Below are 12,234 nucleotides of genomic sequence, written 5' to 3' on the forward strand. Positions count from 1 at the left end.
TGCGCCCGCGGATCCGTACGCCCACACTGTCCGTACCGATCGCGCGCACTCGCGCGCCTTTCTCGAACACCCCTGAGGAGTTGCTGCTTTGCAGGCAGCCGTCACCGTCACGCCCGCCCGCATTCCCGAACTGCTGCTCAACCTGGCCACCGTCCGGCCGGTCTTCCTCTGGGGCGCCCCCGGCATCGGAAAGTCCTCCCTGGTGCGGGACTTCGCCGAGTCCCTGGGCCTGGAGTGCGTGAGCCTGCTCGGCACCCAGCTCGCACCGGAGGACCTGATCGGCGTGCCGCAGATCCGTGACGGACGCTCGGTGTTCTGCCCGCCGGAGGCGATCGCCCGCGACGAGCCGTACTGCCTGTTCCTGGACGAGCTGAACGCGGCCACCCCGGACGTGCAGAAGGCGTTCTACTCGCTGATCCTCGACCGCCGCATCGGGACCTACGAGCTGCCCAAGGGCTCGATCGTCATCGGTGCCGGCAACCGCGCGACCGACAACGCCCTCGCCCGCCCGATCGCCTCCGCGCTCGTCAACCGCCTCACCCACGTCCACCTGGAGGCCTCCGCCAGGGACTGGCTGACCTGGGCGGAGAGCAACGGCATCCACCCGTGGATCGTGGACCACCTCACCGACCGCCCCGACCACCTGTGGTCCAAGCCGCCGAAGACCGAGGAGCCCTTCTCCACGCCCCGCTCCTGGCACATGCTCTCCGACGCCCTGCACTCCTTCGGCCGGGACCTCGACGAGGACACCCTGAAGGTCCTCACCCACGGCACCCTGACGCCCGCGCACGCCACCGCCTTCTGCGGCTACGTCAAGATCGTCCGCAGCCGGTACGGCATCGAGGCCGTCCTCAAGGGCGACGCCCCCTGGCCGCACCGTGTCGAGGACCGCGACCTGCTCTACTACCTCGCCGAGTCCTTCCGCGGCCGGCTGGTGAAGGAACTGCCCGCCGTCAAGGAGCACATGTCGGCGAACGGCCGGCAGACCGCGTACCGCGCCAAGTCGCTGCTCGTCCAGCTCGCCGAGATCTCCGTCGAGGTCGCCCAGACCGTCATCGCCTCCGACGCCGACGGCAACCCCGTGCTGCCCGCCTGGTTCCTGGTCGAGGCGGCCCGGGACATGCCCCGGCTGGTGGAGGCGCGGCGGTGAGCCGCGGCGGCCGCGGCAAGAAGAAGCGGGACGTCGCCGCGGAGGCGTTCGCGGAGGGGATGCGGCTGGTGCGCGCCAATCCGGCGCTGGCCGCCCTCGACTTCGACACCTGCCGCCACGAGGAGTGCGTCCTGGCTCCCCGCGACGGCCTCGTCCGCGTCGACTCCGACGGCACCCTGCACGTCCACCCGGCCCGCATCGCCGAACCGGCCGTCTGGGCCTGGTCGCTCGCCCATGCCGCTCTCCACCTCGGCTTCGGGCACGTCCCGGCGGCCAGGGGCGAGCGCGAGCAGCCCGACCGGTACGAGCTGGCCGCACGCTGCACGGTCGTCAACCGCTTCCTGCTCACGTTCCCCGTCGGCCGCGCCCCCGACGGTCTGCCGCGGTCCTACCCCGACGGCGACGAGGAACAGCTCGCCGCCCGCTGGCGGCGCACCGGACTCCCGGCCGCCTACGAACACTGCGGGACCGCCGGCACGCAGCCCGACCTGCTGCTCGTGCCGTGGGTGGGCTGGGCCCTCGCGCAGGTCCCGGACTGGCAGCTGGCGTTCGCCACCGCCCTGACCCGCACCGTGTCGGCGGCGATGGACGTCGCGGGCGGCCGCCGTGACTCCCTCGACGGCGAGACGCCCGGCCGCCGCCCCTGGGAGGAGGCGCTGAGCTGGTTCGTCTCCTCCTACCCGCTGCTGGGCGGTATCGCGGCCGGCATCAAGCTCGTCGCGGACGCCGAACTCGCCCGCGCCCACGGCATCCAGATCGCCGCCGTCAACGCCGAGGCCGGCGAGATCTACGTCAACCCGCTGTACCAACTCGACGACGAGGAATGGCGGTTCGTCCTCGCCCACGAGATGCTGCACGCCGCCCTGCGCCACGGCGACCGCTGCGGCCCCCGCGACCCCTACCTGTTCAACGTCGCCTGCGACTACGTCATCAACGGCTGGCTGCGCGAGATGCAGGTCGGCACCATGCCCGAAGGCCTGCTGTACGACCGGGAGCTGGCCGGCCTGTCCGCCGAGGAGGTCTACGACCGCATCGCCGGCGACCTGCGCCGGATGCGCCGCCTGTCCACCCTGCGCGGCAAGGGCGTCGGCGACGTGCTCGGCGCCCCGCTCGGCCCGCCCGGCGACTACGTCGACCTCGACGGCTTCTACCGGCGCGGCCTCGCCCAGGGCCTGGACCTGCACCAGCGGCAGGAACGCGGCTACCTGCCCGGCGGCCTCGTCGAGGAGATCCGCGCCCTCAGCCACCCGCCGCTGCCCTGGGACGCCCGACTGGCCCGCTGGTTCGACGAGTTCGTCCCCCGCCCCGAGCCGGTGCGCTCGTACGCCCGCCCGTCGCGCCGCCAGGCGTCCACCCCCGACATCCCGCGCGCGGGCCGTTACTTCCCGCCCGAGGAGATCGCCCGCTGCACCTTCGGCGTCGTCCTGGACACCTCCGGTTCCATGGACCGCGTGCTGCTCGGCAAGGCGCTCGGCGCGATCGCCTCCTACGCCGAGGCCCGTGACGTACCGGCCGCCCGGGTCGTCTTCTGCGACACCGCCCCGCACGACGCGGGCTACCTCCCGGTCACCGAGATCGCCGGCCGGGTGCGCGTGCACGGCCGCGGCGGCACGGTCCTGCAGCCCGGCATCGACCTCCTGCACCGCGCCGACGACTTCCCGCCCGGCGCACCCGTCCTCGTCATCACGGACGGCTGGTGCGACGTCCTGCGCGTACGACGCGAGCACGCCTACCTGATCCCGCAGGGCCGCCGGCTGCCGTTCACGCCGCGGGGGCCGGTGTTCCGGGTGCGGTGAGCCGCCGGGCGGGGCGGCCGGCCCGGTGGCGCGCCCCGCCGGATCGGGGGGCGAGCCCGGAAACCGGTCCGGTGCCGCCCCGTCCGCTGGGTGACGCGGGCCCGGGTGTGATCGGATGGGGCCCAGGCACCCGGCAACGGGACCGCCCCCGCCGAAACAGCCAGTCTTGGAAAGGAATCGTCGTGGCCACCACGCGCTCCGCACACACCGTCTGGGAAGGCAACCTTCTCGAGGGCAACGGCGTCGTCACCTTCGACTCCTCCGGCATCGGCCAGCAGCCGGTGTCGTGGCCGTCGCGCGCCGAGCAGGCGAACGGCAAGACCAGCCCGGAGGAGCTGATCGCCGGCGCCCACTCCAGCTGCTTCTCCATGGCGCTGTCGCACGGCCTGACCGGTGCCGGCACCCCGCCCACCAAGCTCGTCACCTCCGCCGACGTCACCTTCCAGCCGGGTGAGGGCATCACGGGCATCCACCTGACCGTGGAGGGCACGGTGCCGGGCCTGGACAACGACCAGTTCGTCGCCGCCGCCGAGGAGGCCAAGACCAACTGCCCGGTCAGCCAGGCCCTGAAGGCCGTACCGATCACGCTGTCCGCGAAGCTCGCCTGAGCCGCAGCGAGACCTGCCGGGGGTGCGGGGCGTCCGTCATGGGCGGCTCGCACCCCCGTTCGGTTCGGTTCGGCCGGGCCGGGTATAACGGGCTGCGGCCGGGAGACGGAAGGACGACGGCGGTGCCGTAAACCGCTGGTCACGGGACGGGGAGGTGAGGCCCATGGGGTCGCGCCCCGCCGTCTCCGCCCACCGCGGCGGCTCCGAGCGCTGCGGCGCCGCCAGCCGGGAGGCGTACGAGGACGCGCTCGCCTCCGGCGCGGAGTACGTCGAGTTCGACGTCCGGCGGACCGCCGACGGCGTGTTCGTCGTCCACCACGACGCCCGCGCCTGCCGTACGGGTCCGCCGCTGGCCCGGATCACCTACGCCGAGCTGTGCGCACGCACCGGACACGCCGTGCCCGTCGTCGAGGAGGTCATGGCCCTGGCGGCCGGGAGGCTGGTCGGGCACCTGGACCTCAAGGAGACCGGGTACGAACGCGAGCTGATCGACATGGCGGTGGCGCTGCTCGGCCGGGACGGGTTCGTCGCCACCACCCTGGAGGACCGTTCCGTCGCCGCGATCACCCGGTCCTTCCCCGGCGTGCGCACCGCGCTGTCGCTGGGCCGGGACCGCGCGGAGATCGCGCCGGGCCGGCTGGTGGGGACCCGGGTGAGCGAGCTGTTCCCGCTGCGGCGCCTGCGGGCCTGCGGAGCGCACGGCGTGGCCGCGCACCACCGGCTGGCGCGCGCCACCGTGCTCGGCGGGGCGGCCCGGCACGGTCTGTTCACCCTGGTGTGGACCGTGAACGACGACGCCGGACTGCGCACCTTCCTGGCCGACCGGCGGGTGGACGTCCTGATCACGGACCGGCCGCGGCGGGCGGTGGAACTGCGGGGGGAACCGCATCGAAAGCCGCCGGTGGGGCACCTGTCTACTTGACCGGCGGCGGACCGTCCGCCGGCTGCCCGGTGCGGCGCCCGGGCCCCATTGACAGGAGCCCGCTCAAGTTTTGTGCTGGAAGCCTGGAAGCGCGGGGGCTCCTCGGTGGAAGGGGACAGCGATGGGACGTCCGGTCGGAATCGATCTCGGGACCACGAACTCGGTGGTGGCGGTGCTGGAGGGCGGCGAGCCCACCGTGATCGCGAACGCGGAGGGAGCCAGGACGACCCCGTCGGTCGTGGCCTTCGCCAAGAACGGCGAGGTGCTCGTCGGCGAGGTCGCCAAGCGGCAGGCCGTGACCAACGTCGACCGCACCGCCCGCTCGGTCAAGCGCCACATGGGCGACGCGCACTGGCGCTTCCCGGACCAGGGCGACGTGGACGGCACCCGCTTCCGCGCCCAGGAGCTGTCCGCCCGGGTCCTGCAGAAGCTGAAGCGGGACGCCGAGTCCTACCTCGGCGAGGACGTCACCGACGCGGTGATCACCGTGCCCGCCTACTTCGACGACGCCCAGCGGCAGGCCACCAAGGAGGCCGGGGAGATCGCCGGCCTGAAGGTGCTGCGGATCATCAACGAGCCGACCGCCGCCGCCCTCGCCTACGGCCTGGACCGCGGCGAGGAGCAGACGGTCCTCGTCTTCGACCTCGGCGGCGGCACCTTCGACGTGTCGCTCCTCGAGATCGGTGACGGCGTCATCGAGGTCAAGGCCACCAACGGCGACACCCACCTCGGCGGCGACGACTGGGACCAGCGGATCGTCGAGCACCTCGTGAAGAAGTTCAAGGGCCAGTACGGCATCGACCTGGGCAACGACAGGATGGCGCTGCAGCGGCTGCGCGAGGGCGCCGAGAAAGCGAAGATCGAACTGTCCAGCTCCTCCGAGACGACGATCAACCTCCCCTACATCACCGCCTCCGCCGAGGGCCCCCTCCACCTCGACGAGAAACTGACGCGAGCCCAGTTCCAGGAGCTCACCGCCGACCTGCTCGACCGCTGCAAGACGCCCTTCCACCAGGCCGTCAAGGACGCGAACATCAAGCTGGCCGCGATCGACCACGTCATCCTCGTCGGCGGCTCGACCCGGATGCCCGCGGTGACGGAGCTGGTGCGGGAGCTGACCGGCAAGGACCCGCACAAGGGCGTGAACCCCGACGAGGTCGTGGCCGTGGGCGCCGCCCTCCAGGCGGGCGTGATCCGCGGCGACGTCAAGGACGTCCTGCTCCTCGACGTCACCCCGCTGTCCCTGGGCATCGAGACCAAGGGCGGCATCATGACGAAGCTGATCGAGCGCAACACCACGATCCCGACCCGCCGTTCGGAGATCTTCACCACCGCCGCCGACAACCAGCCCTCGGTCGGCATCCAGGTCTACCAGGGCGAACGCGAGATCGCCGCGTACAACAAGAAGCTCGGCGTCTTCGACCTCACGGGGCTGCCGCCGGCCCCGCGCGGGGTCCCGCAGATCGAGGTGGCCTTCGACATCGACGCCAACGGCATCATGCACGTCTCCGCCAAGGACCTGGCGACCGGCCGCGAACAGAAGATGACCGTGACGGGCGGCTCGGCCCTCCCCAAGGAGGACATCGACCGCATGATGCGGGACGCCGAGCAGTACGCGGAGGAGGACCGCAAACGCCGGGAGGCCGCCGAGACCCGCAACCAGGCCGAGCAACTCGTCTACCAGACCGAGAAGTTCCTCCGGGAGAACGAGGAGCGGGTGCCGGCCGACACCAAGGGCGAGGTCGAGTCGGCGGTCGCGGAACTGAAGACGCTGCTGGAGCAGAACGCCGACACCGGCGACCTGCGCGCCGGCGTCGACAAACTCGCCACCGTCAGCCAGCGGATGGGGCAGGCGATGTATGCCCAGGCGCAGCAGGAGACACCGCCGACGGGCGGCGCGACGGCGGGTGGCGGCTCGGCAGGCGGCTCGGCGCAGCAACAGGACGACGAGACGGTCGTCGACGCGGAGATCGTCGACGACGAGGACCGCGACCAGGCGAAGGGGGCCTAGGTGGGCGGGGCTGGGGCGCTGGTGTATGCAGTCGGCGGTGCGCGGTCGGCAGCATTGTGAATACAGCCTTCCCGGCCGTTGCATACTGTGTGCCGTAGTCGGCGAGCCGCATACGGCACACAGCTCCTCGCCGGCGAGCCCGAGGTCAGGGCTTGCGGGCGACCCCCGCGTACACCGGCACGATGCCGTCCGCCTGGAGGGCCACGTCCTCGGGGTCCGGACGCCAGCCGGAGACCGGGATCACTCCCGGTCCCAGCAGCTCCAGGCCCTCGAAGAAGCGGGAGAACTCCGCCAGCGAGCGGGGGTGGAAGGGGGTGCCGCTCTGCCGGAAGTGGTTCGCCGCCTTCTCGATGGCCTCGGGGTTCAGATCGGGGGTGACCTGGGACAGGATCAGGTGGCTGCCCGGCGCGAGCGCGGCGACGTACCGCTTCAGCAGCCCGTACACGTCGTCGCCGTCCGGGTCGTCGCCCAGGTAGTGGGTGAGCGCCACCAGCGACAGGGCGACCGGCCGGCCGAGGTCGAGCGAGTCGGCCGCCCGGTCCAGCAGGGTCTCGAGGTCGCGGACGTCGGCGTGCACGTAGCGCGTGGAGCCCTCGGCCGAGCCGTGCAGCAGCGCCTCCGCGTGCCGGAGCACGATCGGGTCGTTGTCCGCGTACACGACCCTCGACTCCGGGGCGACGGCCTGCGCGACCTGGTGCAGGTTGGGCTCGGTGGGGATGCCGGTGCCGATGTCCAGGAACTGGCGTGTCCCGGCCTCGGCGACCGTGCGCACGGCCCGCTGCATGAACCGGCGGTTGGCGCGCGCCCCGCGCAGCACCGTGCCGTCCACGGCGAGGATCCTGCGGGCCAGCTCCTCGTCCACGGGGTAGTTGTCCTTGCCGCCCAGCCACCAGTCGTACACCCGGGCCGGGTGCGGCCTGCTGGTGTCGATGCGGACGGGTGCCTCGGACTCGGATCCGGTCATGCGGGGTCTCTCTCCTCGGACGTGCGGTGGTGGCGGAAGCGTGCAGTGACGTGCCGTGCTCAGAAGCCCTCGCGGAGGTCCCGCAGGAGCTTCTTGGTGCGCTGCGCCGACGCGGCGTGCGCCGTCATGTGGTCGAGGACCTCCAGATGCGCGGAGACCTCCTTGCGCGAGTCCAGGTACAGGGCGCCGGACAGATACTCGGTGACGACCATGTCGGGCAGCTCGGGCTCGGCGAAACGGAACAGCGAGAACGGCGCGTACGTTCCCGGGTGCGGGCCGTCCGTGAACTCGGCCACCTGCAGGGTGATCCGGTCCCGCTCGGCGAACTCCAGGAGCCTGTCGACCTGTTCGTACATCACGGCGGCGTCGACACTCACCGGGCGGCGCAGCACCGTCTCGTCCATCACCACCCACAGATGGGGCGGGTTCGGCCCGTCCAGCAGCCGCTGCCGGGCCATGCGCAGCGACACATGCCGCTCGAGCGCCTCCGGGCTGGTCTGCCCGACCGTCCCGGCCTCCAGCACGGACCGCGCGTACGCCTCGGTCTGCAACAGGCCCGGCACGAAGTGCGGTTCGTAGGAGCGGATCAGCCGGGCCGCGCCCTCCAGGCTCACGTACAGGCTGAACCACTCCGGCAGCACGTCGTGGAACCGCTGCCACCAGCCCGGCCGGTTCGCCTCCTCGGCGAGCGTGACGAACGCGTCCGCCTCCTCCTCGGGCACGCCGTACGTCTCCAGCAGCACCTGCACGTACGGGATCTTCAGTGAGACCTCGGCCGTCTCCATCCGCCGTACGGTCGCCGGGGCCACGCGCAGTGCGCGCGCCGCCTCCTCGCGGCCGAGGCCGGCCGCCTCACGCAGTTCCTGCAGCCGCCTGCCGAGTACCACCTGGCCCACCGTGGGCGCGGGCCGCCGCTCACTCACGCCACGTCTCCCCTACGTGTCGAAGCACGCGGGTCAGTGTGTCATGTCCCGGCCGTGCTCGGACAGTGACGACGGTGAGCGGATCACCACGCGGGAGCCGAGCGGCCCCTCGGACGGCCGGGCCGCCTCCCCTGCATTACCTCGTGGGTAATCGACGGTGACCGGCGCGGACGGGATCGTGGAGACAACGGGTTCCGGGGCGGCGCACTCCGGTCCGGAACCCGCCCCACCAGGCCGTATTCCGACCTCGACGGAGGGTGATTCGTCATGTCCGCAACCCAGCCCACCGCGCTCACCGCTCTCGCCCGCACCGCCGAGCCGCACACCGCGCTGCGCCGCTTCCTCGCCCTCGACGCCGTGGTGACCGGCGCGAACGGCATCGCCTACCTCGCCGCGTCCGGGCCGCTCGGCCGCCTCCTCGGCGTCGACGCCACGTTGCTGCTCGAGCTCGGCCTGGTTCTGACGGTGTACGCGGCCGCCGTCGGGCTCCTCGCCTCCCGCGCCCGCCCGGCCACGCTGCCCGTGAAGGCGGTCGTCGAGATCAACCTCGCCTGGTCTGCGCTGAGTTTCGTCGCCCTCGCGGTGTGGCTGTCGCCCACCACGGCGGGCGCCGTGTGGACCGTGCTCCAGGCCCTGACGGTGGCCGGCTTCGCAGCACTCCAGCATCTGGCCCTGAAGGCACGTCAGGTCTGACTGGGCATCAATCAAATCTGACTGGCCATCAGTCCGTCAGGGAGTGAAGGTACTTGACCGTCGCCGGGTCGGCCGGGAGCAGTGTCTCGATGGCCAGCTCGGCGACCGTCACGTCCATCGGCGTGTTGAACGTGGAGATCGACGAGATGAACGACAGCGTCCGCCCCCCGTGCTCGATCTGCATCGGCAGCGCGAAGTACGGCACCGGCTCCGCCGGTTCGCCCTCGGGCGCGGTCTGCGGCACCGGATAAGCGGCGACCTCTTCGTACAGCGCTCGCAGCGGCGTGGAACGGTACAGGGCGATCTGCCGTTCCATCTGGGCGAGCAGGTGCCCGCGCCACTCGGGAAGGTTGCGGATGCGCGGTGCGAGGCCCTGCGGGTGCAGCGTCAGCCGCATCGCGTTCAGCGGCGGCGCGAGCAGCGACTCGGGGATACCGTCCAGCAGCATGGCGATCCCGCGGTTCGCCGCCAGCACGTTGTACATCGCGTCCACGACCAGCGCCGGATACGGCTCGTAGCCCTGGATCAGGCGTTCCATGCCCGCGCGCAGCGCGTCCAGCGCCGGATCGTCCAGCGGGGTCTCGCGGTAGTGCGGGGCGTAACCGGCCGCCACCAGCAGGGCGTTGCGCTCACGCACGGGCACGTCGAGGTGCTCGGCCAGCCGCAGCACCATCTCCTCACTGGGCCGGGAGCGGCCCGTCTCGATGAAGCTGATGTGCCGGGCCGAGGAGTCCGCGCGCAACGCCAGCTCCAGCTGACTGACCCGGCGCCGCTCCCGCCAGGCGCGCAGCAGGGGTCCGACGCCCCGGCCGGCGGGAGGGGCGGTGGAGCCGGTCGTGCCAGTCGCGACAGTGGTCATGCGTACGACCGTAGTCGAGACAGGGGCGGACGACAGTGCCGCTGGACGGGGCGCTCGGCGCCGGCCTCGGCCACCCGGTGGAGTTCCGGCCGGTCGGCCGGAACGGGGCCCGAGGCCCCCGAGGAGGCGCACGCCGAAGCCTGCGAGGGTTCCCGTTACGGGCTGCCGGGCACCCTTCCGACCAGGGCCGCCGCGCCTCTCCTGTGGCAGCCTGGACAGGTACGCGACATCCAGGAAGGGAGCCAGGACATGGCCGTCGAACCGCTGTCGCAGAAGGAGATCGAGGACCGGCTGGCCGAGCTGCCGGGCTGGTCCCTCGACGCCGGCCGCCTCACCCGGTCCTACCGGCTCGCCTCCCACTTCGCCGCGACCGCCCTGGTCATCCATGTCGCCCAGGTCCAGGAAGAGCTGAACCACCACTCCGAGCTCACCCTCGGCTACCACACGGTGTCCCTCGCCGTGCACACCCACAGCGCGGGCGGCGCGGTCACCGAGCTCGACTTCGAGCTCGCCCGCCGGGTGGAGGACCTGGCCCCCGGACACGGGGCGAACTGACCCGCACGGCGGACGGGACGGACGAGAACGGGGGGACGCGTGCTCGACTACGACAAGGAAGCCGAACGGTACGACGCCTCGCGCGGCGGCGAACCCCGGGCGGCGGCCGCGGCGGAGGCCGTCCTGGGCCTGGTACCGGGCGAGGCGCGCAGCCTGCTCGACGTCGCCTGCGGCACCGGCATCGTCACACGAAGGCTCGCGGCCGGACGCGACGGCCTCGGGGTGACCGGCGTCGACCTCGCCTCCGCGATGGTCCGCCAGGCCGCCGTACGCCTGCCCGGCGCGGTCGTGCGGGCCGACAGCCGTCGACTCCCCTTCCGCGACGGCGAGTTCGACGCCGTGAGCAGCGTGTGGCTGCTGCATCTCGCGGAGACCGACGCGGACGTGCGAGCGATCGTGACCGAGTGCGCGCGGGTGCTGCGGCCCGGCGGCGTCTACGTCACCACGGTCGACAAGGCCGCCGCGCACAACGTGGGCAGCGACATCGACGCCGTGCTGGCCTCCCGGCCACCGCGGGCGGCCCGCGACCAGGCGGCGCTCGTCGAGTCGTACGCCGTCGCATGCGGCCTCGTCCCGGCCGGGGGCGCCCGCTTCCCCGGCCGGGGGCAGGGCCGCAGCCCGCGCCGCACGGTCGCCGACCTGCGGCGGGGCTGGTTCGTCACGCTGCCGCCCGGAGAGCCGCTCGCGGAGCGGTTCGCGGCGCGGCTGGCGCGGCTGCCGGATCAGGACCGGCCCCGGCCGGACCCCTGGTTCACACTCCGGGCGTTCCGGAAACCGGCCGCGCGGCACCGGCCGCCGCCGGACGCGTGAAGTCCATGATCCAGTTGGTCACCCAGGTGGTCCCACCGTCCACCGAGAAGGCCTGCTCCCAGTGGGCCGAGGCGTCCGAGACTCCCGACCACACGAAGCGGACACGCACGTCCTTTGCGTCGTAGCTGTCGTCGCCGTAGAACTCGCCGCGGTCGCCCACGAAGTGGCCGACCACCGGGGGGAACAGCCGGCCGCTCGTGCTGGACGACCAGTGCAGCGACCACTGTCGCGTCGACGGGTCGAACAGCCGCAGCGTCAGTCCCTTCGAGCCGAGGTGCGGCATGTCGACCTCGTCGACGTTCGCGGCGCCGTCGAACAGCGGCCAACAGCGGCTCGTGCTCGTGAACTCGGCACCCCAGGGGCTGTCCGGGTCGAGGAAGTCGGCGCGGCGGCGGTGGACGCCGTGCCAGTCGCCGTGGAAGAAGTCGAAGTCGTGCGGGGTGCTCATGCGCGGTCTCCTGTGGTTCCTTCGGGCAGCGAGTCAGTCAAGTAGGCGGCAAGATCGGGGACTTGGGGGGCCAGAAGGTGGCGCACCCAGGCGTCCCGCTCGTGCAGGATCGGCGGCAGCTCCCAGACGCAGCCGATCCACGGCCTGTCCGGGGTGACGAAGTGCGTCGGGTCGCGGTCCGGGCAGCCCAGCACCGGCTGGCCCGCCGCCGCGCCCCGGAAGTGCAGGACGTTGTCCCAGACCCAGCTGTACGCGTTCAGGTAGGCGCCGTCGTCGTCGCCCCGGTGCAGCACGACGAACGTGGCCGGTGGCGTCCCGTCCGGCTCCGGCAGCAGCTCCGGCAGGATCGCGTACGCCGCCTTCTCCACCTCGGGCGCGATGCCCGCGGGGTCGGCGGTGACGTGGTAGCGCTTGATGTGCCGACCCGCCACCTCGATCGGCGGCGGCACGGTCAGGAGTTTCTCGGTGAAGCTCATGGCGGGACGTTAGGGCCGC

13 protein-coding genes are annotated in these 12,234 nt (G+C 72.4%); 8 read left to right on the plus strand and 5 right to left on the minus strand.

All coding sequences use genetic code 11. From position 1 onward, the window contains the following. Positions 1 to 88: 88 nt before the first annotated feature. The 5 genes from IE263_RS04430 (at position 89) to dnaK (ending at position 6,487) form a co-directional block, all read left to right on the plus strand. Complete coding sequence (locus tag IE263_RS04430; protein ID WP_189932397.1) at positions 89 to 1,150, plus strand: ATP-binding protein; 1,062 nt, start codon at positions 89 to 91, stop codon at positions 1,148 to 1,150. A gap of 59 nt (positions 1,151 to 1,209) precedes the next feature. After that, positions 1,210 to 2,946 (plus strand): vWA domain-containing protein, encoded by a 1,737-nt coding sequence (locus IE263_RS04435; protein ID WP_189933156.1) that lies wholly within the window; start codon positions 1,210 to 1,212, stop codon positions 2,944 to 2,946. A 182-nt stretch (positions 2,947 to 3,128) separates the two neighbouring features. Next, positions 3,129 to 3,554, plus strand: a complete 426-nt coding sequence (locus IE263_RS04440; RefSeq protein ID WP_189932399.1) for an OsmC family protein — start codon at positions 3,129 to 3,131, stop codon at positions 3,552 to 3,554. Between the two features lie 163 nt (positions 3,555 to 3,717). Beyond that, positions 3,718 to 4,476 (plus strand): glycerophosphodiester phosphodiesterase family protein, encoded by a 759-nt coding sequence (locus tag IE263_RS04445; protein WP_189932401.1) that lies wholly within the window; start codon positions 3,718 to 3,720, stop codon positions 4,474 to 4,476. A 121-nt stretch (positions 4,477 to 4,597) separates the two neighbouring features. Beyond that, positions 4,598 to 6,487: a molecular chaperone DnaK gene (dnaK, locus tag IE263_RS04450; RefSeq protein WP_189932402.1), complete on the plus strand. Its 1,890-nt coding sequence runs from the start codon at positions 4,598 to 4,600 to the stop codon at positions 6,485 to 6,487. Between the two features lie 145 nt (positions 6,488 to 6,632). Here dnaK and IE263_RS04455 read toward each other — a convergent pair whose 3' ends face one another. Together IE263_RS04455 and IE263_RS04460 are read right to left on the minus strand one after the other, a co-directional pair. Then, complete coding sequence (locus IE263_RS04455) at positions 6,633 to 7,451, minus strand: SAM-dependent methyltransferase (RefSeq protein WP_189932403.1); 819 nt, start codon at positions 7,449 to 7,451, stop codon at positions 6,633 to 6,635. A 59-nt stretch (positions 7,452 to 7,510) separates the two neighbouring features. Further along, positions 7,511 to 8,374: a Sco1979 family transcriptional regulator gene (locus IE263_RS04460; protein WP_189932404.1), complete on the minus strand. Its 864-nt coding sequence runs from the start codon at positions 8,372 to 8,374 to the stop codon at positions 7,511 to 7,513. Positions 8,375 to 8,641: 267 nt separating this feature from the next. On the opposite strand from IE263_RS04460, the gene IE263_RS04465 reads away from it, so the two are divergent. Continuing rightward, entirely contained in the window at positions 8,642 to 9,067 is a 426-nt protein-coding gene (locus tag IE263_RS04465) for a hypothetical protein (RefSeq protein WP_189932405.1), read from the plus strand. A gap of 28 nt (positions 9,068 to 9,095) precedes the next feature. Here IE263_RS04465 and IE263_RS04470 read toward each other — a convergent pair whose 3' ends face one another. Further along, entirely contained in the window at positions 9,096 to 9,926 is an 831-nt protein-coding gene (locus IE263_RS04470; protein ID WP_189932406.1) for a helix-turn-helix domain-containing protein, read from the minus strand. A 249-nt stretch (positions 9,927 to 10,175) separates the two neighbouring features. Here IE263_RS04470 and IE263_RS04475 point away from each other — a divergent pair, with 249 nt between their 5' ends. After that, positions 10,176 to 10,481, plus strand: coding sequence for a 4a-hydroxytetrahydrobiopterin dehydratase (locus tag IE263_RS04475; RefSeq protein WP_189932407.1), 306 nt, complete (start codon positions 10,176 to 10,178; stop codon positions 10,479 to 10,481). Positions 10,482 to 10,520: 39 nt separating this feature from the next. After that, complete coding sequence (locus IE263_RS04480) at positions 10,521 to 11,291, plus strand: class I SAM-dependent methyltransferase (RefSeq protein ID WP_189932409.1); 771 nt, start codon at positions 10,521 to 10,523, stop codon at positions 11,289 to 11,291. Here the strand turns inward: IE263_RS04480 and IE263_RS04485 are convergent. Both IE263_RS04485 and IE263_RS04490 read right to left on the minus strand, forming a co-directional pair. Further along, complete coding sequence (locus IE263_RS04485) at positions 11,233 to 11,739, minus strand: hypothetical protein (RefSeq protein WP_189932411.1); 507 nt, start codon at positions 11,737 to 11,739, stop codon at positions 11,233 to 11,235. The two genes, IE263_RS04480 and IE263_RS04485, sit on opposite strands and share 59 nt — an antisense overlap. Then, positions 11,736 to 12,215, minus strand: a complete 480-nt coding sequence (locus tag IE263_RS04490; protein ID WP_189932413.1) for a hypothetical protein — start codon at positions 12,213 to 12,215, stop codon at positions 11,736 to 11,738. The genes IE263_RS04485 and IE263_RS04490 overlap by 4 nt, the downstream gene beginning before the upstream one ends. Positions 12,216 to 12,234: the final 19 nt, after the last annotated feature.

Origin of the sequence: Streptomyces aurantiogriseus (genome assembly GCF_014649375.1) — a bacterium.
Taxonomy (GTDB): Bacteria; Actinomycetota; Actinomycetes; order Streptomycetales; family Streptomycetaceae; genus Streptomyces; species Streptomyces aurantiogriseus.